Consider the following 25524-nt stretch of genomic DNA (forward strand, 5'->3'; position numbering starts at 1 on the left):
GTGACCGAGGCTGTAGGATAAGTGTGTCCGGGGGAAGGGGCAGCTTGGCCATCAGCGGCTTTGTGCAACAGAGCCACTTCGAGATCTCAGCTCGAAACCGTCGCCAGCTTTTCGAGACGGGCAGCCCCATGACCGACATCTATAAGCGGCGAAAGCTGGGACCGATCCTCGAAGTTGCGCGGGTGCTTGACGAGGAGTGGTGGCCATCGATACAGCCTTTTACCAACGTAGATCTTCGTTCTGACGCCGATCGACTGAAGCTAACTGATGCAACGGAGTAAGATTTGTGCTTGAATTCAATAAGCATCAGTCAAAGGTGATGCGCGTGCACGACGTGCAGATCACCCGCGAGTCGCCCAACTACCGGATCGGCTGAGCCCATGACCCCCGCAGCACGGATACAGGCGGCGATCGAGATTCTGGACCGCATCGCTTCGGGCGCGGCCGCTGAGCAGGCCTTGCTCGGCTGGTCGCGCGGGGCCCGCTATGCCGGGTCCAAGGACCGCGCCGCGGTGCGCGATCACGTCTTTGACGTGCTGCGGCGCTGGCGTTCGACGGCGGCGCAAGGCGGGGCCGACACCGGGCGGGGGCGGATGTTGGGTTTGCTGCGGCAATCCGGGATCGACCCGGACAGCCTGTTCACCGGCGAGGGCCATGCGCCAGAGCCGCTGAGCGACGCCGAACACGCCGCCGGACGCGCGCCCGAAGGGGCCGAGGCGCTGGACCTGCCGGACTGGCTCGCCGATGTCTGGACCCAAAGTCTTGGCGATGCGGCGGAACCCTCGGCTCTGGCGCTGAGGCAGCGCGCACCGGTGTATCTGCGGGTCAATACCGCGAAGCTTTCGGTGCCCGAGGCGCAGGCGCTGCTGGCCGCTGAAGGCATCAAGAGCGTGGCGCATCCGCTGGCGCAGACCGCGCTTCAGGTGACGGGCGGCGCGCGCGGCGTCGCGCGATCAAAGGCTTATCTCGATGGGCTGGTCGAATTGCAGGACGTGGCCAGCCAGGCCATCGCGCTTGCGCTACCGCTTGAGCCCGGCTCGCGGGTGCTGGATTATTGCGCGGGCGGTGGCGGCAAGGCGCTGGCGATGGCGGCGCGCAGTGGCGGGGCGGTCGATGCGCATGACGCCGATCCGGCCCGAATGAAGGATCTGCCCGCCCGGGCCCAGCGTGCCGGGGCACAGATCCGGGTGGTTGCCAAGCCGCAGGGCCGCTATGATGTCGTGCTCTGCGACGTGCCCTGTTCCGGGGCGGGTGCATGGCGGCGCGCGCCCGAAGGCAAGTGGCGCCTGACCGCCGAGCGTCTGCGCGAGCTGACCGACATCCAGTCCGATATTCTGCAGCGGGCCGCGCCGCTTGTCGCAGCTGGCGGCACGCTCGCTTATGCAACCTGCTCGATGCTCTATCCCGAAAACACGGATCGAATTGCGCAATTCACCGCCGATATGCCGGGTTGGAAGGTGACGTTTCAGCGGCAGTTCCTGCCCTCGGATGGCGGGGACGGGTTCTTCCTGACCTGTCTGACAGCGCCGGCCTGACGGCGGGTTCGTTGTAATGCTTCCATTTTAGCGCGGCTTTTCCCTCGTCAGTTGCAACTTCTGGATGTAATCTCGCGGTGATTTACTTTTGGTTAATCCCTACCGTGCGATGACACATCGGTCTGAGGAGAGGAAAGGGAGCAACGTGTCCGAAGTTGTGCCAACGATGCGCCGCAGATCGCAGTGGACACCCGATGTGCTGCGCAGTGCGGCGATGCTGCTGGTGCTGGCGCTGATTTGCGGCGGTGTTGCTGTGGTTGCCGCCGAAGCCGCCTTCAGGGGGGCGTTTCTGGCCGCCGCAACGGCCTTTGCTGCGATGGGCATGATTTCGGCGATCGGCTATCTCGTGCAGCAGGGGCGGGTGCGTGCGTCCTACGCCGCGATCCGACGCTTTGCTGGCGACGATCATGTGCCGACGCTGTCAACGGATGCCTCGCTGACGATCACCTATGCGAACCCGGCTGCAATCGAACAGTTGCGCGCCACCGTCGGAGAGCCACTTTCAGACCTTCTGGCGACCCGTATTTCAAACGCGGATGGGTTGATTCACCGGCTTGGGATGCGATCGGAAAGTTCCGGATTTGCCCGCGAGGCGTCCGCTTCGGGCGAGCCGCGCACGGCTTTGTCGTTGCGCCGACTGGACCGGTCGAACTTGCTGTGGCGGTTTGAATCCGACACCCTGCCTGCTGAGGGCCAAGATGCGCTGCATGAACCACCGGTGCTGACGCTTGGCCGCAGCGGGGCTGTGCTCTACATGAACGGCCGCGCGCGGGTGGTGCTGGGGCGTCGGATCAAGCGTCTCGACGAGGTGCTCGAGGATCCGCCGCTGCAGAACGGCCATGTGCACCACTTCATCACGCCCGAAGGGCCGAAAGGCTATAATGTGCGCTGTGTTGACACCGGGATCGGGCGGCAGGAGGTCATTCTCGACGCCATCGAACCGGTGGTCGCTGAAAGCTCTGCGGCAGACGGGTTCGATGACCTGCCGGTCCCGTTGCTGCGGCTCAGTCCGGACGGGACGATCCTGCGGGCCAATCCCGGGGCCTGCAAGCTGCTGGATGCCGAGCGCGCCGATGGGCGCAACATGTCCGAGTTCATGGAGGGGCTGGGGCGTTCGATCCGCGGCTGGATCTCTGAGGCGGCGGCGGGGCGCGGGTTGCACCGGTCGGAGTTTCTCAGGCTGACCCGATCAGATCGCGAGATATTCGTGCAGGTGACGCTGACACGGGTCCGGATCGACGGAATGCCGGAACTGGTCGCGGTTCTGAATGATGCGACGGAGCTGAAGACCCTCGAAGCCCAGTTCGTGCAGAGCCAGAAGATGCAGGCAATCGGGCAACTTGCCGGCGGCGTCGCGCATGATTTCAACAACCTCCTGACCGCAATCTCAGGTCATTGCGATCTGCTGCTGCTGCGTCACGATCAGGGCGACCCGGATTATTGCGATCTGGTCCAGATCAACCAGAACGCCAATCGCGCCGCGGCTTTGGTCGGACAGCTTCTGGCGTTTTCACGCAAGCAGACGCTGCGCCCGGAGATCCTCGATCTTCGTGACACGCTGTCTGATCTGACCCACCTGCTGAACCGGCTTGTTGGCGAGAAGGTGCAGCTGACGCTGTCTCACGACCCGGTCCTGCCAACCATTCGCGGCGATCGGCGTCAGCTCGAACAGGTGATGATGAACCTCGTGGTCAACGCGCGCGACGCGATGCCCGATGGCGGGGAAATCCACATAGAGACAGAGTGCCGTACCTTGATGGAACCTCTGCAACGAGATCGGGCCATTGTCGAGCCGGGCCAATATGCCGTCGTTCGGGTGTCTGACCAGGGCGTCGGCATTCCACAAGATAAACTCCAGAAGGTGTTCGAGCCGTTCTACACGACAAAGCGCACCGGCGAGGGAACCGGCCTCGGGCTGTCAACAGTCTATGGTATCGTGAAGCAGACCGGCGGTTTCATCTTTGTCGACAGCGCGGTTGGCGAAGGCAGCAGTTTTTCGTTGCTCTTCCCCGCTTACGAGATGCCTGTCACCGCGCAGCTTCCGGAAAAAGTCGTCGAAAAACGCAAGATGCCGCAAACGGGTAGTGGCGTCGTCCTACTGGTTGAAGACGAGGCGCCGGTGCGGGCTTTCGCGGCGCGCGCTTTGAGGATGCGCGGCTACACGGTCCACGAGGCCGGAACCGCCGAAGAGGCGCTCGAATTGCTCGAAGACCGCGATATGAAGATCGATCTTTTCGTGACCGATGTGGTCATGCCGGGCATGGATGGGCCAAGCTGGGTCCGTGAAGCCTTGAAGCAACGCCCGGGAACCCGCGTCGTCTTTGTCTCCGGTTATGCGGAAGATGTTTTTGCGGAAGGTGAGGCCCAAGTGCCCAATTCGATTTTCCTGCCGAAACCGTTCTCGCTCAACCAGTTGACCGAAACGGTGCATCTTCAGCTGAACTGACCGAAAAGCTCATGTCGCGCGTTCCCACGCGGCAAAGTCCGCTGCGCAATTGCGGCGTAGCTTCGCCTCGACGCGCGGACTGAGATCAAGTGGCATCGCCGCCGATACATTGGCGCGGGGCAGGTCAATCGACTGACCGATGCGGTTTTCCAGAAAGGCGATGATGGCCGCCTGATTCTCGTATCGGAAAAGATGGCTTACGGCGGTTCCGTTAAGCCGGGGTTCAATGAACTTTGCCTGACTTCCGACATTGGCGAAGGCCGGCCGATTGCCGCCGGCGTAAGCGTCGACAAAATCATCGAAGTTCAGTCCCTTGGTCGAGACCGGCTTGCCATCCAGAAAGGATCGCTGCCGATACCGATACCACGAACCGAGCCAGGATATCGGCTCGCGTAGGACCGCCATCAGCTCCATGTCCGGCCGGTCCATCTTGTCGAACATCGGGCGAAAAAATCTGTTGTAGCGATAAACCGGCGCATGTTTCAGCTCTGGCGGATCGAGAACGCTAATCGATGCATGCGGCGCCAACGCGCGTTCATAGGCTGAACTGCCTGTTTTGGGAACCGCAAGCATCACCAGTCGTGCATTCCAGAACACCAGCACGCGCGGTCCTTTCGAATTCCGTCTGCCGTCAATAACTTCTTAACCTCCTCGGAACAGGATGGTCCATGAAAATTTAACTTGAAATGTTCTCCTTTTGATCTCATCTTGTCGAGAACAAGCGGCGAACGAAAGCAGCGATTGCCGCCCCACCCCGGGTGTGGAATAAGGATCAAGATACATGGCAACGGCAGATCTTCTCAATATGGATAGAAAGCGCAACGCGGACCGACAGAAGGCGCTGGATTCGGCGTTGGCCCAGATCGAACGGCAGTTCGGCAAGGGCTCCATCATGAAGCTCGGCGGTGAGAACGCCCTCAAGGATATCGAATCGACCTCCACCGGCTCGCTCGGTCTGGATATCGCTCTTGGAATTGGCGGCCTGCCCAAGGGCCGCATCATCGAGATTTACGGTCCCGAAAGCTCGGGCAAGACCACGCTGACGCTGCATGTCGTGGCTGAAGAGCAGAAAAAGGGCGGCGTCTGTGCGTTTGTCGACGCAGAACACGCCCTCGATCCGCAATATGCCAAAAAGCTTGGTGTCAATCTCGATGATCTTCTGATCTCGCAGCCCGACACTGGCGAGCAGGCGCTCGAGATCACTGATACGCTGGTGCGCTCTGGTGCGGTCAGCCTTGTGGTCGTGGACTCTGTGGCGGCGCTGACCCCAAAGAGCGAACTCGAAGGCGACATGGGCGATTCAAGCGTCGGCGTTCACGCGCGTCTGATGAGTCAGGCGATGCGCAAGCTGACCGGGTCGATCAGCCGGTCGAACTGCATGGTGATCTTCATCAACCAGATCCGCATGAAGATCGGCGTGATGTTCGGTTCGCCCGAGACCACGACCGGCGGCAATGCGCTGAAGTTCTACAGTTCGGTGCGCCTCGACATTCGCCGCATCGGGTCGATCAAGGATCGCGACGAGGTTGTCGGCAACCAGACCCGGGTCAAGGTCGTCAAGAACAAGGTGGCGCCGCCGTTCAAGCAGGTGGAATTCGACATCATGTACGGTGAGGGCATCTCGAAGATGGGCGAACTGCTCGATCTTGGTGTCAAGGCGGGGGTGATCGACAAGTCCGGCGCGTGGTATTCCTATGGGGATGAGCGGATCGGGCAGGGGCGTGAGAACGCCAAGAACTTCCTGCGCGAAAACTCTCACATGGCGATCGAAGTCGAGGACAAGATCCGCGCCGCCCATGGCCTTGATTTTCACATGTCGGAATCCGAGAGCAAAGACGATGATTTCATCGAAGAGTAACCCGCTCTTCGCAAGATGATTTTTCAGCCGCCGCAGATGCTTTCGCTCTGCGGCGGCCTTGTTTCGCCCGTCCGGCGTGCCAGTGTCAGGGCACCATCCAGCGCGCTGCCAGCCGGGTTCATGAGGGCGTCGGCCATGTCGCGGGGAAGCCAGGACGCGTAGCTGGGGGCAATGCCTCCGACGAGGCAGATCGGCTCTCCGGGTCGCCAGCCAAGGGCGTTCAGCCCGGTTGTCAGCCAAGAGCAGCCGCGTCGCATCAGCGTCATTGCTGCCGGATCTTCAGACCGCAGGATGCGCGGCGCGAGCGCGGCGAATTGCGCCGGGCGCGCATTTTGGGCAAAATCGATGACCCCTGCCGGACCGCCCATTTCGCCCAGAATGAGCTTTGCCAGCGGCGTCGGCGGCTCCAGCCGGTCGTGCGCGCGCAGCGCATAGACCAGCAACTCACGCCCGAGCCATGCGCCCGACGCTTCGTCGCCCAAGACAAGCCCGTGCCCACCAAGCGTTGCGAAGCCGCCGTTGTGCTGGCGCGCCAGATAGCTGCCGGTGCCGATGCCGACGAGGCAGCCGTCGCGTGCGTCGAGCGCGCCGACAAGCGCGGCGCGGCGATCTTCATCGATAATCGCGCGCGTCAATGGTAGCGCGGTGCGCACACGTTCGGCCATCGCAGGCCCGGTGACGCCAGCGAGGGCCAGCCACGCCGGGCAGGGCGCCAGCGCCGACAATGTCACGCCGGCCCGCGCTGCAAGCTGCTCCAGACCGGTCAAAAGCACCGCGATCGCCCCGTCGAAATCGCTGGTCACGTTGCAGGGGCCGAGGGTCACGTCAAAGCGCTGCGCGCCGCTGGCGAGCGCAAGCCGGCAGGTCGAGCCGCCCGCATCGACACCAAGGATCATCGCGTCAACTCCCGCATACCGCGCTCAATGCCCTGAAGCGTCATCGGCACCATGCGATCGTCGAAGATCTCGCGGATCATGTCGATGCTCTGGGTATAGCCCCAGTGGCTTTCGGGCACCGGGTTGATCCACAGATGATCGGGCCATTGCGCTTTGGCGCGCTTCAGCCAGACCTGTCCGGCCTCGGCGTTCCAATGCTCGTTGGCGCCGCCCGGATAGGCGATCTCATAGGGGGACATCGACGCATCACCGACGAAAACACATTTGTAATCGGGGCCATAGGTGTTGAGGATTTCCCAGGTTGGAATCTGGGCATCCCAGCGGCGGCGATTGTCACGCCAGACGCCCTCATACAGGCAGTTGTGGAAATAGTAGTGCTCCAGATGCTTGAATTCCGATCTGGCGGCCGAAAACAGCTCTTCGACCACGCGGATATGCATATCCATCGAGCCGCCGACATCGAGGAACAGCACCAGCTTGACGGCATTGCGCCGTTCGGGGCGGGTCTTTACGTCAAGGTAGCCATGTTCGGCGGTGGCGCGAATGGTGCCATCAAGGTCGAGCTCTTGATGAGCCCCGTCCCGCGCCCATTTGCGCAATCGTTTCAGCGCCATCTTGATGTTGCGCGTGCCCAGTTCGACGGAATCGTCGAGATTGCGGAATTCGCGCTTGTCCCAGACCTTGACGGCGCGGCGGTGGCGGCTTTCCTTTTGTCCAATGCGCACGCCTTCGGGATTGTAGCCGTAGGCGCCAAAGGGCGAGGTGCCAGCGGTGCCGATCCATTTGTTGCCGCCCTGATGGCGGCCCTCCTGCTCTTCGAGCCGCTGCTTCAGCGTCTCCATCAGCTTGTCGAACCCGCCAAGCGCCTCGATCTCGGCGCGCTCTTCGGGGCTCAGGTGCTTTTCGGCCATTTTGCGCAGCCAGTCGGCGGGGAGTTCGAGCGCTTCGAGCATCTCGGTGGGTGTCAGCGCGTCGATGCCGCGAAAGGCTTCGGCAAAGGCACGGTCAAAGCGGTCGAGATGGCGCTCGTCCTTCACCATCGAGGCGCGGGCAAGGTAGTAAAACCCTTCGACGTCATAGGTGGCCAGCCCGGCCTTCATCGCGTCGAGGAACGTCAGGTATTCGCGCAGGCTGACGGGAACCTGCGCGCTGCGGAGGGCTTCGAAAAACGGTACGAACATGGCTTGGACCCTTCGTGGCGACGCGATCAAACCGGGAACGCCCCGACATGGTAACGCCCGCTTTGCTATCTGCAACCCTTGTCACCGAAACGCTATTCTGGCGCAATGCCGCCCGAAATATTGGCATAAACTTTGGTTTATCCCGGATTTCTAAACCCGCGGCTGATTTTGCGGGCCGCACGGATGTGCTGTGATGATCAGGCCGGTCCCCCCGCCGGTCGTCGTTCGCTGCGTGCCTCTCACATGTCCCCGTGAAAGGCTCGTCGGGTGATCCTCCGGATCGAGGGTCATTCAGTGCCGGTGTGAAGCCCCCATTTGGGACCGACCATCCGGCATTATATCCCGGTCTTTCGGGTGCGCAGCGAACGGCCACAACTTAACTGTGGCGCATCCCTGCACGAGGTGGCAGTTGGTGCGTTATAAAGGCAAAGCCGAGGCAAGAGGTCATCATGCGTGCAAAGACTGCAAAGGTCACGAGGTCTGTAGTGACGCTCGCGGTGACGTCGGTTTGGACAACGCAGCAGACCGTGACGTCGGTAACGATCGGCGATTGCACCACCAAGATCATGTCAAAATCCACCCGGGTGCGCCGTGCGGGCGATACAGTTGGCGCGACCAAGGCAGAGCCACGCCCGGAAAACGGGCTTTGGCGGATCGCCGGCTGAGCAGATGCAGTTGCGCGGGTTCCTTTGCATATGCGGATTTGCGACGGTGTTGGCCCTGTTGCCTGCCGATGCCATGGCGCAATCCGATGCCGAGGATGTCGTAGAGCATCTGGCCGCCGACGGATTCGAAGTGCTCGATATCCGCAGGACTTTGCTGGGCCGTCTTCGCTTCCGGGCACAGCGCGGCGACATCCTGCGTGAAGTCGTTCTGAACCCATCCACTGGCGTCATCCTTCGAGACTATGTCACGCGCCGGCGCCTTCCTGACGAGCGTGATGGCGAACGCGACGGGCAAAAGGGCAGGGGAAATCCGCCGTCGGGGCCGAAGGATCGCCCGCCTTCGGCTGGCGGCCATCCGCCAGAGCCGGGCGGGCCGCCTTCGGGGCTGGCGCAATAGCGGCAACAAGGCAAAGATACGACATGATTGATTTCTCGTGGTTGCGTGGCGCTACCATCTGGCGGACCAAGGCACGCGAGTATGCGGTGGCCTTGGGGACGGGGGCGGCGCCTGATGCCCGCCCCGTGAGCGGTGCCAGGGTCGCCGAGCGCAGCGTGTTTGTCGTGCTTCTTGCGGTCCAGCTTTGTTGCACCGGGTTCTTCCTTTACGACATCCTGTCATCGCTTCTGGGGCTTCGGATCGCCCCGATCGACTGGCAGATTTACGAGCTGATCGAAATCGGCGCGGCGGTCGGCCTGCTGATCGGGGTTGCGGTCACGGCGAAGCTGCTGCTGCGCTCGCTGAGTGCCCGCGACAAGGCCGAGGACAGTCTGCGCCTTGCCTCCGGTGCGTTTCTCGATGTGCTCGAAGAACGTTTTGCCGAATGGTCCCTGACCCCGGCGGAACGCGATGTGGCGATGATGGCGATCAAAGGGTTTCCCATCGCCGAGATTGCCCGGATGCGCGGCGTGTCGGATGGCACGGTCAAGGCGCAGACCAACGCGATCTATCGCAAGGCCGGGGTGTCGGGCCGCACGCAATTGCTCAGCCTGTTCATCGATGAATTGCTCGACGGTCAGGTCGAGGCGCGCCTGCTTCCAAAGGCGTGAGCCGTCAGATCGAATGCTGGTTCAGTACGCCAAGCGGCACGATCTCGAGCGCCCGGCGATGGGTCGATGCCAGCCGGACCTTTGGGGCGCAGCCCTCGTCATGGGCTTGCAGGAAGCGGATGGCGCAGAGGCACCAGCAATCCCCGGGTTTCAGCCCCGCAAAGCCGAATTCCGGGCGCGGGGTGCTGAGATCGTTGCCGACATAGGCCGAAAAGGCAAGGAATTCCGCCGTCACGACCACGCAGACCGTATGGCTGCCGCTGTCTTCGGGGCAGGTGTTGCAATGACCATCCCGGAAATAGCCGGTGAGCGGCGCGGTGGAACAGGGTTCCAGCGCTCGGTTCAGCACGTTCAGCGACGGGTCTTTGACTGGCATGGCGTCGGCCTCCTCGCGGCGCAGCCTGTCAAAGCGCTGCGCGGCTGTCCAGCATGATACGCTTAGCGGAACCTGTCGGCGAGCTTCTGCAGCGGCGAGCGCGGATCTTCGGCGCTTTCGACGGCAGGCGCTTCCTTTGGGGCGGGCGGCTTGGCCGGGGTGGTTGACGAGCGCGGCGGATTGACCCGCAATGCCACCGCAGTCAAGAATTTAGACCGGTCGCCGGACGCCAGCGCATCGGCCCCGTCCGAGATGCCGCGCATCAGATCATCAAGCCAGTCTTGCTCGGCCTTGGGGAAATCATGCAGCACATAGCCCGCGACCGCCTCTTTGCGCCCCGGGTGGCCGATGCCAAGCCGGACGCGGTGATAGACTTCGGAAATATGGGCATGGATCGAGCGCAACCCGTTGTGGCCGGCATGGCCACCGCCTGTCTTGACCCGGCATTTGCCGGGCGCAAGATCGAGCTCGTCGTGGAACACCGTGACATCGCCGGGCTCGAGCTTGAAGAACCGCATGGCTTCGCCGACCGACTGGCCTGACAGGTTCATGAAGGTCGCGGGCTTGAGCAACAGCAGCTTGTCACCGCCAAGGCGGCCCTCGGCGACCTCGCCCTGAAACCGCGCGCGCCACGGCGAAAAGCCGTGATCCTGCGCGATCCGGTCCATCGCCATAAAGCCGATATTGTGCCGGTTTCCGGCGTATTTCGCGCCGGGGTTGCCCAGCCCAACAAAGATCTGCACGCCATGTCTCCTTGCCGCATCTGCCCCCTAGATAGGCCAGGGCGGGGGGAAGTCACAAGCCGCGGTTATTGGCGAAAGACGTCGCGTGCAATCAGCTGCGCCTCGCGCGCGCCCAGCGGCTGACCGTTGAGCGATCGGTACCAGAACGCCCCGTGGATCATGTTGGAGAGGATGTCGATGTCTCGATCCGGCGCAAGCTCTCCGCGGGTTTGCGAGCGACGCAAGAGATCTTTGACGATTACGGACCGCGGCGCGACGAAGCGCTGCCAGAAGACGTCGCGGAAATCGGTATCATCCTGCGCGGCGGCCACGAGGCTGCGCAGGCAGTCGCCGTCGCGCTTCAGGTGTTCAAAGATTTCCGACAGGAACTGGGTCAGGGCGGTCTCTCCCGGCACGTCCGGGCCGGGATTGGGCACGTTCACGCTTGCGGCGTCGTAAAACGCATCCATCACCAGTTCCGCCTTGGACGGCCAGCGATTGTATAGCGTCTGGCGCGACACGCCGGCGGCATCGGTGAGCGCGCCGATGGTAACACGGGAATAGCCGCGTTCGCGTACCAACCGGAGCGCGGCGGCCTTGAGCGCATCCGCGGCCTCTGCGTCGCGCGGGCGTCCGGGTCCGTTGCGTTTGCTGGAATCATTTGTGGTCATGAACGCGGCATACACCGGGGCAAGCGGGTTGAAAATACCCATTACAAGACTGCAGTCAATTTTATCCGTTGCATTTATGGACTACGGTCAATAAATTTAGCCAAAGCGCGTCACATCGGAGATCCAGATGCTCAGCCCCACCGGCATGAAAGCCACTATGATTACCATCGTTCTGGCGTTGTTGGCCATGTTTCCGCCGTTGGCGACCGACATGTACCTGTCGGCGATGGAGCCTCTGGCCGAAGCGATGAACACCAGTTCCGCGGGCGCAGAATTGTCGCTGTCTCTGTTCTTTCTCGGGCTTTGTGTCGGCCAGCTGATCGTGGGGCCGATGATCGACGTGGCAGGGCGCAAGGGGCCGCTGCTGATCGGGGTGGCGGTGTTCACGCTGGCGTCGATCGGGTTGCTGCTGACCGACAATATCGTGGTGTTCAACACGCTGCGCTTCGTTCAGGCGCTTGGGGCCTGTGCGGGCATGGTGGTCGGGCGGGCCGTGGTGACCGATCTCTACGAGGGTCGGCGCGCTGCGCAGGTGATGACCGTTCTGGTGATGCTGATGACGCTGGGCCCGATCCTTGCGCCGTTCCTTGGCTCGTTGCTGCTGACGCTGCTTGGCTGGCGCTCGATCTTCGTGGCGCTGGTTCTGGTGGGGCTCTTCGCGCTGGTGCTGACGCAGGTGGTGATCCACGAGACCCTGCCGGCGGACAAACGCAACAAGGCCGCCATTGGCGGTACCCTGCGCCGCCTTGCGGGCCTGTGCCGCACTCCAGCCTTTATCCTGCCAGCGTTGGTGACGGCCTGCGTGCAGGCGTCGATCTTTGCTTTCATCACCGGCTCTTCGGGGGTGTTTCAGGGCGCGTTCGGGCTGTCGAGCCAGGCTTACGGGCTTTTGTTCGGCCTGATCGCCTCGGCGATGGTGATCTTTGGCCAGATCAACACATGGCTGTTGAACCGCTACGAGCCAGAGCAGATCGTGGCGTGGGGGCTGCCGCTGTTCGTGCTGACCGCAGCGCTGCTGCTTGGGGTGTCAGGCACGTCCGTGCTCTGGGTGCTGGTGGTGCCGCTGTGGCTGTCGCTGGGGCTGGTCGGCCTGCTGTCTGCCAATGTGATGAGCATCGCGATGGCGGGCGCAGCCGGGGCCGCGGGGCTTGGCAGCGCTGGCATCGGTGCGCTGCAATTCGGGCTGGCCTTTGCGACATCGACGCTGGTGGCGCTGGCCGGAACCGGCAGCGCGGGGCCGATGGCTACGGCGATCCTCGTGTCGGCGTCCACGGGCTGGGGGGCGTGGCTTGTATTTCGCCGCCTGTGCGGCGTTGTCTCCCCGGCGCAGTAGCTTAGCGTTCCAGAACCAAGCGGCCTGACGAGATCTCAAGCCGCTCGAAGCGTTGCAGATAGCTCATGCCAAGCAGCGAGGTGGTCATCTCTCCCTCGTTGACATAGGCGCGCAGGTTCGTGTCGTTGAAGGGAACAAGCGCCACGTCATCAAGCGTGACAGGCGCCGTGCGCACAGGGCCGTTCGCGGTGCTTGCTTCGCCCCGGAACAGCAGCGCGTCGACATCAAGCCCGGCGCGCTCGGCATCGCGGCGGGTCAGCACCATCCCCGTGGCGCCGGTGTCGACCACGAAGCGCGTCGGTGCCCCGTTGATCTCGAGTGAGACGTAATAATGCCCATCGGGGGCGCGGGGCAGCTCGATCCGGCCGGCTTCGGCAAAGACCGCTTGCTGCGGCAGGACCGTGGCGCGCACATCCTGCCACAGCCCGACCGCGACGATCACCCCGAGAAAGATCAGCGCCCAAGAGCCCAGGTAGTGCAGTTTTCGGCCCGGGGTCAGGCGCTTGCTCAGGAACAGGCCACCGCCGATCACGAGGACAAGCAGGCCGAGGTAGATCAGGCGGACGACGTCATGCTGGCTCACGTAAGGCTCCTTGGCGGACCAGACATATATGGGGGCGCAGGGCCTGTCAGCCAAGCGCGCCGACGTTGCTGAGCCCGTCGAGCACGAATTGCACCGACAGCGCCGCCAGCAACATGCCCAGCAGCCGCGTCACCACCACGATGCCGGTGTGGCCTAGCGCGCGTTCGATCGGGCCAGAGGTCAGGAAGAGCAGCAGCACGATGGCGAGGACGCTCAGCATCACGCCGATCACCCCGGCGACGCCAAGCGCGCCATCGGTCTGCCCGGCGAGCAGGATCATCGTGGCGATGGCGCCCGGCCCGGCGATGAGCGGGATGGCGATGGGAAACACCGACGGGTCCGGCAGAGCGCCGTCTTCGCCCGCCTTGTCCTCGCGCCGCTTGCTGCGGCGTTCGAACAGCATATCGAGGGCGGTGATGAACAACAGGATGCCGCCCGCGATGCGGAAGGCCGGCATGGAAATGCCGATGAAGCCCAGCACCGCTTCGCCGAAGAAGGTGAACAGCATCAGGATGCCGGCGGCGATGATGCAGGCGCGCAGCGCAAGAACGCGGCGATGGCGCGCATCGGCGCCTTGGGTCAGCGCGATGAAGACCGGGGCCAGCCCGATCGGGTCGATCACCACGAAAAGCGTGGCAAAGGCGGTGACGTAAAAGGCGATGTCCATGGATCAAGCGGTAGTGGCCGCGTGCGCGCTTGTCCAGCGTCGAGGGGGGCCAGCCCCCGCGCTGCGCGCTCCCCCCGGAGTTTGCCGGGCAAGATGAAGCCGGGGCGCCGCGCTTGTGTTCCCGGCGTTGCAGGGGGCGTCAGGGGTGCTGGAGTTCGAATTGCTGGCGGGCGAGGCGGTGTTCGCGCAGGAAGCTGTAGAGCCCGGCGCAGAGGATCAGCGCCGCGCCGGCCCATGTCCAGCCGTCTGGCCGTTCACCGAAGATGGCCATGCCGAGCCCGGCAGTGAACACCAGCCGGGTGTAACGGAAGGGCGAGACCGACGAGACCGGCGCCATGCGCATGGCCGATGTCACCGCGAGATATCCAATCGCGGTGACGACAACGGCGCAGGCCATAAAACCGAATGCCATGGGGGCGGTCGAGATCGGCGCGCCGCTGATCAGCAGCACGGCCAGTCCGGCGGGCGCTACGGCGGCGAAGCCGTAGGCGCTGACCGCGAGCGAAGGCATCGAGGGGGGCAGTGTCCGGGTCACCAGATCGCGGGCAGCAAGCCCGGTGACGCCGATCACCGGAAAGATCTCCCAGCCGGTAAACGCCGCACCGAAGGGGCGGATCACCATCAGCATGCCCGTGAGCCCGACGGCAATGGCCGTCCAGCGCCGCCAGCCCACCGGCTCGCGCAGGATCGCCGCCGCGCCAAGTGTCACCACCAGCGGCGCAGTCTGCATGATCGCGGCCATCAGCGACAGGGGGATCTTTGACAGACCGATCACCATGCCGATTGCCCCGACCATCTCGCACAGGTTGCGCAGGATGATCCTTGGGTGGCGCAGATCGTTCAGTGACAAGCGCACCCGGCGCAGGCGGGCGACCAGAACGAAGAGCAGCGTTCCTCCGACGCTGAGCATCACCATGACCTGCCCCGGGGATGCGTAGCCCGAGGCAAGTTTCAGGAAGGCGTCGCTTAGCGCGAGGAACGCCATCGCGACCACCATCAGCCCGATGGCGCGCAGCGTGTCCACGCGATCAGGTGATCACATCGGGCGCGTCGCGTCCGGTGCGGGCCTTGATCCCGGCGATGGCTTCGGCTGCGGCGATGGTCTCGGCGAGAGCTTCCTGCGGGTCCTGAGCGAACTTGGCCGGGTCTTCCTCGACCTTCTCGAGATAGACGCGCAGGGTTGCGCCTTCGGTCCCGGTGCCCGACAGGCGCAGCACCACACGGCCACCTCCGGCAAAGCCGATGCGCAGGCCCTGACCTTCGGAGCGCGAGCCGTCGACCGGATCGTCATAGGCGAACTCGTCGGCGGTCTCGACCGTCAGCGTGCCAAACTTGCTGCCCGGCAGGCTGACAAGCTGGCCGCGCACGTGATCCATCAGCGCGCTGGCGGCGTCGCTGTCGACGCCTTCGTAATCGTGGCGCGAATAGTAGTTGCGCCCGTATTCGGCCCAATGCGCCTTGAGCAGATCGGCCACCGAGCCGCCCTTGACCGCAAGGATGTTGAGCCAGAACAGCACCGCCCAGACGCCATCCTTTTCGCGCACATGGTCGGAGCCGGTGCCAAAGCTTTCCTCGCCGCACAGGGTGGCCCGGCCCGCATCCAGCAGGTTGCCGAAGAATTTCCAGCCGGTCGGGGTCTCGTAGCAGTCGATGCCGAGCTTTGCCGCCACACGGTCCACCGCCTGACTTGTCGGCATCGAACGCGCCACGCCCTTGAGCCCATCCCTGTAGCCGGGCACCAGCGTGGCATTCGCGGCCAGCACCGCGAGGCTGTCGGAGGGCGAGACATAAGCCTGACGTCCGACGATCATGTTGCGATCGCCGTCACCGTCCGAGGCAGCGCCGAAATCGGGGCCGGTGTCGGACATCATCTCGTCCCAGAGCGTCTTGGCCCATGTCGGATTCGGGTCGGGATGGCCTTCGCCGAAATCCGGCAGCGGCAGGGCGTTCATCACCGTGCCCGGCGGCGCGCCGAGCATGTCTTCGAAGATGGTCTGCGCATAGGGCCCTGTGATCGCATGCATCGCATCGAAGCGCATCCGGAAGCCGCTCTTGAACAGCCCGGTGATGGCATCGAAATCGAACAGCTCCTGCATCAGGGCGGCGTAATCGGCGACATTGTCGACGATCTCGATTTCCATCTCGCCCAGCATCACCGTCTCGGGAATGCGCAGACCGACATCCTGTGCCTCGAGGATCTGGAATTCGCTGATGACCTTGGTGGCATCATAGATGCTGGCGGTCACGCTCTCGGGCGCTGGCCCGCCGTTGGAGATGTTGTACTTGACGCCAAAATCGCCGTTCGCCCCGCCGGGATTGTGGCTGGCCGACAGGATGATGCCGCCATCCGCGCCATGTTTGCGGATCAGATGCGAGGCGGCCGGGGTCGACAGCTGCGCCCGCTTGCCGACGATGATCTTCTTGGCACCGCCCGCAGCGGCCATGCGGATCACCACCTGCGCCGCCTGGCTGTTGAAATGGCGACCGTCGCCGCCGAGCACGAGGGTCTTGCCTTTGACCCCGCCGATGCCGTTCCAGGTGCTCTGGATGAAGTTTTCCAGATAATGGTGCCCCTGAAAGACCACGGTCTTCTTGCGCAGGCCCGAGGTGCCGGGTTTCTGGCGGTCGATCGGCTCTGTGGGGATGGTTCGGATTGTCGTCATGGTCGTCTCCTAACGCCCGGCACGTTTCATGATCCGGGCGGTCTTTGCAAGCAGGGGTGCGTTGGCGATGCCATCGACACCCACCGGAAGGCGCTGGCGCCAGTTGGGGTATTCCCAGACAGTGCCGGGCAGGTTGGGCTGGTGCTCCATCTCGAGAATATCTTCGACCTGAATGGCGACCATACGCGCAGACGTCGCCGCAAGGAAGCTTGCCAGCGCCTCGAGCCCGTCTGGCGGCGCATCTCCGCGGTAAGGTTCGGTCGCGCCGTCAAAGCTCGCGACCTCGCGCCCGCGCCAGGCCAGCGTGTCATCGAGATGTTCCGCCGGGGTGATGCCAAGCTCGACGCGGGTCTTGACCTCGTGCCCGTCGCGCCAGCCTTTCCAGGTTGGCAGATCATGCGAGGAAAAGCTGGCGATGACGCCTTCGTCATAGTCCTGCGGCGCCTTGTACCACGGCGGATCGCCCGCGTGTTCGAACATGGTCAGACGACAGCCAAGGATGCCGCTGTCGATCAGCGATTGCTGCAAGCCGTCGGGGATCACGCCAAGATCTTCGCCGACGATCACCGCCCCGGCGCGCGCCGCCTCCATGCGGGCGATGGCCAGCATCGCCTCGCGCGGCATGGTGACATAGGCGCCGGGCGAATCGTCGGGAACCCAATAGGCGCGCTCGAAGCCAAGGATGTGATCGATGCGCAGCGCCCCGCTGAACCGCAGCTGCTGGCGCAGGGTCAGGGCAAGCGCCTCGAAGCCGGTCTTTTCCAGATGGCGCGGGTTAAAGGGCGCCAGATGCCAGTTCTGCCCCTGCGGCGCGATGGCATCGGGCGGCGCGCCAAGGCTGGCACCAAAGGCGAAATTGTCGCGGTCGGCCCATGTTTCAGCGCCAGCCGGATGGGTGCCGACCGCCAGATCGAGATAGAGACCAAGGCGCATCCCCGAGGCTGTCGCGCGCGATTGCGCCTCAGAAAGCGCGCCCTCGGTGCGGTATTGCAGCCATGCGTGAAAGCGCACCCTGTCGGCCAGCTCGCGCGCGGCCTTGGAAACCTGATCCGACGCTGGGTCTTGATAGGCAGAATCCCATTTATCCCAATAGGTTCCAAGCTTTTCCGAAAGTGCTTGATGAGTCGCGAACTGGTGCAGCGGCGCGCCCTCATGGGCGAGGTAGCGCTCGAAGGCGTCACCGGGATCTCTGGCGTGATATTCCGCCTCAAGGGCGTGAAGCCGGACGGGGAGTTCCTCGGGCAGGATCAGGATCGGGCCGGGCTGCGCCGCTTGTGCGCCGGTCGGCAGATAAAACGGCGAGAACCGGCGGCGGTGCGAGGGCGTATAGGGGCTGAAGCCGCCCGGTTCGGTGGGAAACCCGGCATGGATCGGGTTGATGCCGACAAAGGCCCCGCCAGCGCCGCCGACGGCCTCGGCCAGCTGTGCAAGGTCATCATAGCTGCCAAGGCCACCCTCTGCCGCGCTGCGCAGACAGGCCAGCGGTGCCATCAGGCCCCATAGACGCGGCGGCAGGTCCAGCTTGCCGGGCGCACAGAGCAGCCAGCACTGCGCCCCGGCGCTTTGCAGCAGATGACGCCCCAGCGGCAAGGTCGGCAGCGGGCCGCGGCCTTCCTGCTCGGTGCCGTCTTCAAGCGTCAGCGTCCAGTCTTCGGGGGCGTCGATCCCCACCGGCTGGCCGGGCTCGCAGACATGCCAGAACGGCAGGCTGGCCGGTTCGGGAAGATCGCGATCAGCCAGCCCCATGGCGGCCAGAAGCGCCGCTTTGGTCTCTGCCGTCGTTACCTGAGTTTCGCCGAACAAGTCTCTGAAAGAATGCATGATTCCGGCACGTTCGGCGCGTGCGTCAAGCGATTTGTCAGTCATGCGGGCTCCTCGACAAGCGCGATCACGGATTCGGCCTTCATCGCGTAGGTAGTCCCGACCGGTTCGGCGGACAGTTCGGGTTCTGCGGTATCGATATGGCGCACCCAGTGGAAGCCATCCGTCAGGACAGGGAGCGACAGCTCGACCGCGCCGCCGGCGTTGAAGGCAACATAGATCGCCTCTTCGCGCTGCGCATAAAGCGGCGTGCCACTGGCCATGCGAAATTCGGCGCACAGCACGTGCAGATGGCCATTTGTCCAGTCGGCACGGGTCATCTCGGTGCCATCAGGGCGCCACCAGAACAGGTCGATCACCCCATCGACCTTGCGGGCGATAGAGTGAAGAAAGCGCTTCTGCCGCAAGATCGGATGGGATTTGCGGAAGCTGATCAGCCGTCGCGTGAACTCGGCAAAGTCCGGGTCAGCCGCGTCCCAGTCCAGCCAGCCGATCTCATTGTCCTGCGCGTAGGCGTTGTTGTTGCCTTGCTGGGTGTTGCCGATCTCGTCTCCGGCAAGGATCATCGGGGTGCCTTGGCTCAGCAGCAGGGTCGCCAGCATGTTGCGGCGGCGCTGCGTGCGGGCGGCGTTGATGGCAGCATCATCGGTCGGCCCTTCGACGCCGAAATTGTCGGAGTAGTTCTCGCCATGGCCGTCGCGGTTGTCTTCGCCGTTGGCCTCGTTGTGCTTTTCATTGTAGCTCACCACGTCGACCAGCGTGAAGCCGTCATGCGCTGTCAGCAGGTTCACCGAAGAGGTGGCGTGCCGCCCGGAGTGATCGAAGATTCCGGCAGAGCCGGTGATGCGGTCGGCCAGCACCGGCACATGGCCCAGATCGCCGCGCCAGAACCGCCGCACGCCGTCGCGGTATTGGTCGTTCCATTCCGAGAACGGCGTGGGATAGCTGCCAAGCTGATAGCCACCGGGGCCAATGTCCCAAGGTTCCGCAATCAGCTTTTTCGTCGCTAGAACAGGGTCTTGTCGAATGGCCTTAAAGAAGGCGGAATTCGGGTCAAAGCCATGGCGCGTGCGCCCGAGGGTCGAGCACAGATCGAAGCGAAAGCCGTCGACGCCCATCGTCGTAGCCCAGTACCGCAAACTGTCCATCACCATGCGCATCACCATCGGGTGTTCGATGTTCACGGTGTTGCCGGTGCCGGTATCGTTGATGTAATACCGTTTGTCTTCGTGCAGACGGTAATACGCGCGATTGTCGAGACCACGGAAGCTGAAGGTCGGGCCGTTCTCGTCGCCCTCGCAGGTGTGGTTGTAGACCACGTCGAGAATGACCTCGATCCCCGCCGAATGCAGCCGCGCCACCATGTACTGGAATTCCCAGAGCCGTCCATGGCTGAGATAGCGTGGCTCGGGCGCAAAAAAACCAAGGGTCTGGTAGCCCCAGTAGTTCACCAGCCCCTTCTTGACCAGAAATCTGTCGTTGAGAAAGGCCTGTACCGGCAAAAGCTCAACCGCCGTCACACCCAGTTTGGTCAGGTGGTCCAGCACCGGATCAGAGGCAAGCCCAAGGAAATGGCCAGCATGTTCGATGCCCGGAAAGCGCTTGGTCAGACCCTTCACATGGGCCTCGTAGAACACGCTTTCTTCAAGCGGGGTGCGCGGGGCCTCGTGGTGACCCCAGTCATAGGTGGTGTCCTCGATCACGCCTTTGGGCATGAAACGGGCGCTGTCGCGGGGGTCGGGCGCCTCGACGCCGCCCATCAGCGCGTCGTTCCACGTCGGATGCCCGGTCAGGCGGTGCGCATAGGGGTCAAGCAGCAGCTTGGCGGGGTTGAAGCGGTGGCCGTCGCGCGGCGAAAACGGCCCCGAAGCGCGGTAGCCATAGGCCTGACCCGGGGTGATGCCGGGCACGCGGCCATACCAGATGTCACCGTCGCGTTCGGGCATGACGAGCCGCGCGGTTTCGATGCCGTGCTCGTCGAAGAGACACAGGTGCATCGACTGGGCATGTTGCGAAAAAATGGCGAAATTGACGCCATCCCCGTCGAAGCTCGCCCCAAGAGGCGTGGGGCGTCCGGCGAGGATTTCGGGTGTGGTCATACGGTTTTCACCATCTCGGCATAGAGCGCGGCATAGGTCGCGGCAGAGTGTTCCCAGCCGACCGGAGAGGCCATGGCATTCTTCATCATCCGTCTCCACACTGGCCGATCTGCGTGCAGCTTGACCAGAGACATCAGCGCCTGAGCCAGAGATTGGGCATTAAGTGGATGAAATTGAATGCCGGTTGCACATCCAGCGGCCAATCCGGCAGGCGAGGCGTTGATCACCGTATCGGCCAGCCCGCCGGTCAGCGCCACCACCGGCAGCGTGCCGAAGCGCAAGCCGTAAAGCTGGGTCAGACCGCAAGGTTCGAAGCGTGAGGGCACGAGGATGGCATCGCCCCCGGCGATCATCCGACGTGCCAGCGCTTCGTCATAGCCGATGGTCGTCGCCACGCCCGCATGGCTTTGCGCATAGGCGAGGAAGGCGCGTTCAAGCTCGCGATCCCCAGAGCCCAGCAGCACCAGCTGCCCGCCGCGATCCAGCAGCGCGGGCAGCGCCTGAAGCAGGATGTCGAGCCCCTTTTGCTCGGTCAGCCGCGACACCAGCACGCAGACCGGGCCGGGCCAGTCGGGCAGATCGAATTCCGCGCGCAGGGCGGCGCGGTGTTTGGCCTTGCCAGCGGGGGTGGCATAGGGCGGCGTCCAGAGATCGTCGTCGATGCCGTTGAGCACACCGACCAGATCCTCTTGACGCTCGCGCAGCAGCCCGTCGAGCCCCATGCCGAACTTTGGTGTCATCAGCTCGGACGCGTAGGTCGGCGAGACCGTCGAAAGCTTATCCGCATAGACAAGACCGGCCTTCAACGCGCTGATATTGTTCCAGAACTCGTAGCCCTTTTCGTTGAACCCAGATCGGGGAAGGCCCAGCGTGTCGATCATGTTGGACTGGCAGATGCCCTGAAAGGCGATGTTGTGAATGGTCATCAGCGAGGCGACGCGATCGCCCGCGCCAAGTTCGCGCAGGTAAAGCGGCGCGAAGCCTGACTGCCAGTCGTGACAATGCATGATTTGCGGGAACCAGCCTTCGATGCCATCGACGCAGATCATCGCAGCGGCGCTGGACAGCGCCGCAAAGCGTTCGGGATTGTCGCGCCAGTCGCGCCCTTGCGGGTCGCTGTAGGGGCCACCCTCGCGGTCGAAAAGATGCGGTGCATCAAGAACATATAGAACGTTCTTGCCAAGGGTTCCGCGATAGACCCGCGCAAAGCCGCCAAACAGGTCGTCCAAGTCGGCCACCTTGCGCTTGCGGCCAATGGCTTTCATCACTGCCGGGTAGCCCGGCAGCAATGTGCGCATTTCAACCCCGTGCGGCGCCAGCGCCCCCGGCAACGCCCCCGCGACATCCGCCAGCCCGCCGGTCTTGATCAGTGGCACGCATTCGGATGCAACAGACAGCACTCTGGTCATCGTTCGGCATCCCGTCGGTCAAGCATTCTCTGGGTGATCAGGGTCACGCCCTGAGGGGTGACGCGGAACCACTTCTTGTCTTCTTCGGGGTCTTCGCCAACCACGAGCCCTTCGGGGATGTATACACCCCGGTTGATGACACAATTTTTAAGCCTTGCGTGGCGTGCGACATAAACATCCGGAAGCGCCACGACGCGGTGCAGCGAGGCATAGGAATTGGTGTGCACCATGGTCGAGAGCAGCGACTCGCGGACTTCGGTGCCCGAGATGATGCAGCCCCCCGAAATCATCGAGCTGACAGCTGCGCCGCGCCGGTCTTCTTCGTCGTGAATGAACTTGGCGGGGGGGTGCTGTTCGGAATAGGTCCAGATCGGCCATTCCTGATCCCACAGATCCAGCTCCGGAGTGAAATCGGTCAGGTCGATATTGGCTTTCCAGAACGCATCAATGGTGCCGACATCGCGCCAATAGGCCGGTGCATCGGGGCGCGGGCGCACGCAGCTGTCTTCGAAGCGATGAGCCTGCGCCTTGCCGTCGCGCACCATCGCGGGGATCATGTCATGGCCGAAATCGTGGCTCGATGCCTCGTTCGAAATGTCTTCGATCAGCCGTTCGCGCAGCAGTTTCCAGTCGAAGACATAAATGCCCATCGACACCAGCGTCTTTTCGGGATCGTCGGGCAGCCCGGGCGGATCCTGCGGTTTCTCCAGAAACGAGGTGATGCGATCGTTGCGATCCACCGCCATGCAGCCAAAGGCCGAGGCCTCGCTGCGATCGACCGTCAGGCAGCCAACGGTGACATCCGCGCCGCTTTCGACGTGCTGGCGCAGCATCAGCTCGTAATCCATCTTGTAGATATGATCCCCGGCGAGGATCACGATATGGTCGATGTCATAGCTGTCGATGATGTCGATGTTCTGCGCCACAGCATCCACCGTGCCGCGATACCACATGCCTTCGGAGACCCGCTGCGAGGCGGGCAGGATATCGAGGAACTCGTTGCGCTCGGCGCGAAAGAAGTTCCAGCCGCGCTGCACGTGGCGGATCAGGCTATGCGCCTTGTACTGGGTCGCCAGCGCCATCTTCCGAATGCCCGAATTGAGCGCATTCGACAGGGCAAAGTCGATGATGCGTCCCTTGCCGCCGAAATACACCGCCGGTTTCACCCGGCTGTTGGTCAATTCATACAGGCGTGAGCCGCGGCCCCCGGCCAGCACGAAGGCCATGCTGCGCGCCGTCAGGCGCTGGTTTTTCGTTGGCATCTCAGGTCTCCTCATGATGGCCCGCCACCCGGCCCCGAGAACCGGGCGGCGCTATTTTTATGACCCCGTCAAATCGCTCTAGTGATCGCGCACCAGATAGATCACCGACAGTGGCGGCAGCAGGATCTCTGCATGCGCCGGCTGTCCGTGGCTCTCGCCCGGAAGGGCCTCGATCGCTCCGTAATTGCCGCGATTGCCGCCTCCATAAACCTCGGCATCGCTGTTGAGCGCCTCTTTCCACGTCCCGGCCGAGGGCATGCCCATCCGGTAGCGCGTCTGCTCTTGTGGCGTGAAATTGCACACCACCACCACTTCGGGATCGCCCGGCGCGCCGCGGCGCACCCAGGACAGCACCGAATTCTGGGCATCGTCGCCGCAGATCCACTGGAACCCGTCGGCAAAACAGTCGCGCCGATGTAGCGCCGGCATGTCCCGGTAAAGATGGTTCAGATCGCGCACCAGCCGCTGCACCCCCGAATGCATCGGGCTTTCAAGGCAGGGCCAGTCGATCTGGGCATCGTGGTTCCATTCCGACCGCTGGGCAAATTCCTGCCCCATGAACAGCAGCTTCTTGCCGGGATGCCCCCACATGAAGCCGTAATAGGCGCGCAGGTTGGCGAATTTTTCCCAGTCGTTGCCCGGCATCTTGCCCAGCATCGAGCCCTTGCCGTGCACCACCTCGTCATGGCTGATCGGCAGGATGAAGTTTTCCGAGAATGCATAAACAAGGCCAAAGGTCATCTGGTGGTGATGAAAAGACCGGTGGATCGGATCTTTCTTCATGTATTCAAGGGTGTCGTTCATCCACCCCATGTTCCACTTGAACCCGAAACCAAGCCCGCCCTGATCGACGGGCTGCGACACGCCGGGATAGGCGGTGCTTTCCTCGGCCACGGTCATGATGCCGACGTGATCGCCATAGGCGGCGATGTTCATGCGCTGAAGCAGGGCGATGGCCTCGTAATTCTCGCGCCCGCCGTCCTTGTTGGGCACCCATTCGCCGGGATCGCGCGAATAGTCGCGGTACAGCATCGAGGCCACCGCATCGACGCGCAGCCCGTCGATATGATATTCTTCAAGCCAGTACAGCGCGTTGGACGTGAGGTAGTTGGACACCTCGGCGCGCCCGAAGTTGTAGATCAGCGTGTTCCAATCCTTGTGGAAGCCTTCCTTGGGATCGGCGTGTTCATACAGCGGCGTGCCGTCAAAATTGCCAAGCCCGTGCGGATCGGACGGGAAATGCCCCGGCACCCAGTCAAGGATCACCCCCAGCCCGGCGCGATGCGCGGCGTTGATCAGATCGCGGAATTCATTGGGCAGACCGCAGCGGATGGTCGGGGCGAACATGCCGATGGGCTGATAGCCCCACGAGCCGTCAAACGGATATTCGCTGATCGGCATCAGTTCGATATGGGTAAAGCCCATCTGCGTGACGTATTCCACCAGTTCGGTTGCCGCCTCGATATAGGAAATCGGGCGGCCCCAGTCCTTGCGTCGCCATGAGGGCAGGTGCACCTCGTAGACGCTGATCGCGGCCTCGCGTTGCTGCGCTTCGGCGCGGGTGCCGAGCCAGCCGCTGTCAGACCAGTCATAGGCGCGGATGTCGCGCACGATGGAGGCATTGGCGGGCGGGTGTTCCGAGCCGAATCCCACCGGGTCGGCTTTGCGCGGTTGCATGGCCCCATCGGCGCCGATGATCTCGTAGCGATAGAACGCGCCATCCCCGACATAGGGAATGAAGATCTCCCAGACGCCGGTGGCGCCGCGGCGGCGCATGGCATGGCGACGCCCGTCCCAGCCGTTGAAATCGCCCACCACCGAGACCCGGCGCGCATTCGGGGCCCAGACGGCGAAATGGGTGCCGTGCTGGTCTTCGTGCTGCATCACATGGGCGCCAAGGGCTTCCCAGAGCCGCAGGTGGCTGCCTTCGCCCAGCAGGTATTCATCGAGTTCGCCGAGCACCGGGCCAAAGCGATAGGCGTCTTCGTAATCCCAGTGCCGGCCCTGCGCGCTGCCGCGCAGGTAATAGGGCAAATCGCCGGGAACCGGGCCGCGAAAGATGCCCGGTGCCTCTGCGACCGGTTCCAGCCGGTGCGAGGCCTCGCCGATCATCGCCCACATTTCTTCGGCGCCGGGGTCGAAGGCGGTCACGTGCCGGGCGCCGTCGAAGACATGCGGCCCAAGCAGCGCAAAAGGATCGTCGTGATGCCCGTTGATCAGGCGGTGAAAGTCCGGGGCGGAGGGGTGAATTTCATCCATCATACCCCGGAGCTTAGTACACTATTGGCGC

Annotated in this window: 22 protein-coding genes; 6 read left to right on the forward strand and 16 right to left on the reverse strand. The window is 63.4% G+C overall.

Translation table 11 applies throughout. The features are described 5' to 3' along the window. The 3 genes from Q4543_RS10170 to Q4543_RS10180 form a co-directional block, all read left to right on the forward strand. Positions 1 to 281: hypothetical protein (locus tag Q4543_RS10170; protein WP_303437892.1), on the forward strand; the 281-nt coding region annotated here is incomplete at its 5' end. A gap of 99 nt (positions 282 to 380) precedes the next feature. Further along, positions 381 to 1535, forward strand: coding sequence for an RsmB/NOP family class I SAM-dependent RNA methyltransferase (locus Q4543_RS10175; protein ID WP_303437894.1), 1155 nt, complete (start codon positions 381 to 383; stop codon positions 1533 to 1535). A 166-nt stretch (positions 1536 to 1701) separates the two neighbouring features. After that, positions 1702 to 3981 (forward strand): ATP-binding protein, encoded by a 2280-nt coding sequence (locus tag Q4543_RS10180; protein WP_303437896.1) that lies wholly within the window; start codon positions 1702 to 1704, stop codon positions 3979 to 3981. A 9-nt stretch (positions 3982 to 3990) separates the two neighbouring features. On the opposite strand, the gene Q4543_RS10185 is transcribed toward Q4543_RS10180, so the two are convergent. Beyond that, on the reverse strand, positions 3991 to 4584 hold the full coding sequence (locus tag Q4543_RS10185) for a gamma-glutamyl kinase (RefSeq protein WP_303437899.1): 594 nt from the start codon (positions 4582 to 4584) through the stop codon (positions 3991 to 3993). A 178-nt stretch (positions 4585 to 4762) separates the two neighbouring features. Between Q4543_RS10185 and recA the strand changes: the two genes are divergently transcribed. Then, positions 4763 to 5839, forward strand: coding sequence for a recombinase RecA (gene recA, locus Q4543_RS10190; protein WP_303437902.1), 1077 nt, complete (start codon positions 4763 to 4765; stop codon positions 5837 to 5839). 23 nt (positions 5840 to 5862) lie between these two features. Here the strand turns inward: recA and Q4543_RS10195 are convergent, their stop codons facing one another. From Q4543_RS10195 to Q4543_RS10205, 3 genes are all read right to left on the reverse strand, one after another. Next, positions 5863 to 6735, reverse strand: coding sequence for a BadF/BadG/BcrA/BcrD ATPase family protein (locus tag Q4543_RS10195; protein WP_303437903.1), 873 nt, complete (start codon positions 6733 to 6735; stop codon positions 5863 to 5865). Next, the gene (locus Q4543_RS10200) at positions 6732 to 7916 is read right to left on the reverse strand and encodes a VWA domain-containing protein (protein WP_303437906.1); all 1185 of its coding nucleotides are present in this window, start codon (positions 7914 to 7916) and stop codon (positions 6732 to 6734) included. Before Q4543_RS10200 ends, Q4543_RS10195 begins: the two co-directional genes overlap by 4 nt. Before the next feature lie 564 nt (positions 7917 to 8480). Continuing rightward, positions 8481 to 8876, reverse strand: a complete 396-nt coding sequence (locus Q4543_RS10205; protein WP_303437909.1) for a hypothetical protein — start codon at positions 8874 to 8876, stop codon at positions 8481 to 8483. A 227-nt stretch (positions 8877 to 9103) separates the two neighbouring features. Here Q4543_RS10205 and Q4543_RS10210 point away from each other — a divergent pair, with 227 nt between their 5' ends. Continuing rightward, entirely contained in the window at positions 9104 to 9628 is a 525-nt protein-coding gene (locus Q4543_RS10210; RefSeq protein ID WP_303437912.1) for a helix-turn-helix transcriptional regulator, read from the forward strand. Between the two features lie 4 nt (positions 9629 to 9632). Here the strand turns inward: Q4543_RS10210 and Q4543_RS10215 are convergent, their stop codons facing one another. The 3 genes from Q4543_RS10215 to Q4543_RS10225 form a co-directional block, all read right to left on the reverse strand. Continuing rightward, positions 9633 to 10004 carry a DUF2237 family protein gene (locus tag Q4543_RS10215; RefSeq protein ID WP_216004716.1) on the reverse strand — a complete coding sequence of 124 codons (372 nt, stop codon included), beginning with the start codon at positions 10002 to 10004 and terminating at the stop codon, positions 9633 to 9635. 62 nt (positions 10005 to 10066) lie between these two features. Beyond that, positions 10067 to 10747, reverse strand: coding sequence for an aminoacyl-tRNA hydrolase (gene pth, locus Q4543_RS10220; RefSeq protein WP_303437916.1), 681 nt, complete (start codon positions 10745 to 10747; stop codon positions 10067 to 10069). A 65-nt stretch (positions 10748 to 10812) separates the two neighbouring features. Continuing rightward, a complete protein-coding gene (locus Q4543_RS10225; protein WP_303437920.1) occupies positions 10813 to 11439 on the reverse strand; it encodes a TetR/AcrR family transcriptional regulator in 627 nt (208 codons plus the stop codon). A gap of 85 nt (positions 11440 to 11524) precedes the next feature. Between Q4543_RS10225 and Q4543_RS10230 the strand changes: the two genes are divergently transcribed. Then, positions 11525 to 12730, forward strand: a complete 1206-nt coding sequence (locus tag Q4543_RS10230; RefSeq protein WP_303437922.1) for a Bcr/CflA family efflux MFS transporter — start codon at positions 11525 to 11527, stop codon at positions 12728 to 12730. A gap of 1 nt (position 12731) precedes the next feature. On the opposite strand, the gene Q4543_RS10235 is transcribed toward Q4543_RS10230, so the two are convergent. The 9 genes from Q4543_RS10235 to glgB form a co-directional block, all read right to left on the reverse strand. Beyond that, positions 12732 to 13313 (reverse strand): TIGR02281 family clan AA aspartic protease, encoded by a 582-nt coding sequence (locus Q4543_RS10235; RefSeq protein ID WP_303437925.1) that lies wholly within the window; start codon positions 13311 to 13313, stop codon positions 12732 to 12734. A gap of 46 nt (positions 13314 to 13359) precedes the next feature. Next, the gene (locus Q4543_RS10240; RefSeq protein ID WP_216004720.1) at positions 13360 to 13980 is read right to left on the reverse strand and encodes a MarC family protein; all 621 of its coding nucleotides are present in this window, start codon (positions 13978 to 13980) and stop codon (positions 13360 to 13362) included. 139 nt (positions 13981 to 14119) lie between these two features. Further along, positions 14120 to 15004 (reverse strand): DMT family transporter, encoded by an 885-nt coding sequence (locus Q4543_RS10245; RefSeq protein ID WP_303437929.1) that lies wholly within the window; start codon positions 15002 to 15004, stop codon positions 14120 to 14122. Positions 15005 to 15008: 4 nt separating this feature from the next. Then, positions 15009 to 16643 (reverse strand): alpha-D-glucose phosphate-specific phosphoglucomutase, encoded by a 1635-nt coding sequence (locus Q4543_RS10250; RefSeq protein ID WP_303437931.1) that lies wholly within the window; start codon positions 16641 to 16643, stop codon positions 15009 to 15011. A 9-nt stretch (positions 16644 to 16652) separates the two neighbouring features. Further along, entirely contained in the window at positions 16653 to 18509 is a 1857-nt protein-coding gene (gene malQ / locus Q4543_RS10255) for a 4-alpha-glucanotransferase (RefSeq protein WP_303437933.1), read from the reverse strand. Next, positions 18506 to 20563, reverse strand: a complete 2058-nt coding sequence (glgX, locus tag Q4543_RS10260; protein WP_303437936.1) for a glycogen debranching protein GlgX — start codon at positions 20561 to 20563, stop codon at positions 18506 to 18508. The genes malQ and glgX overlap by 4 nt, the downstream gene beginning before the upstream one ends. Beyond that, positions 20560 to 21972 (reverse strand): glycogen synthase GlgA, encoded by a 1413-nt coding sequence (gene glgA, locus Q4543_RS10265; RefSeq protein WP_303437938.1) that lies wholly within the window; start codon positions 21970 to 21972, stop codon positions 20560 to 20562. The genes glgX and glgA overlap by 4 nt, the downstream gene beginning before the upstream one ends. After that, a complete protein-coding gene (gene glgC / locus Q4543_RS10270) occupies positions 21969 to 23234 on the reverse strand; it encodes a glucose-1-phosphate adenylyltransferase (RefSeq protein WP_216004726.1) in 1266 nt (421 codons plus the stop codon). The genes glgA and glgC overlap by 4 nt, the downstream gene beginning before the upstream one ends. A gap of 78 nt (positions 23235 to 23312) precedes the next feature. Beyond that, on the reverse strand, positions 23313 to 25496 hold the full coding sequence (glgB, locus tag Q4543_RS10275) for a 1,4-alpha-glucan branching protein GlgB (RefSeq protein WP_303437940.1): 2184 nt from the start codon (positions 25494 to 25496) through the stop codon (positions 23313 to 23315). Positions 25497 to 25524: the final 28 nt, after the last annotated feature.

It is taken from the genome of Salipiger sp. 1_MG-2023 (assembly GCF_030547555.1).
Lineage (GTDB): Bacteria > Pseudomonadota > Alphaproteobacteria > Rhodobacterales > Rhodobacteraceae > Salipiger.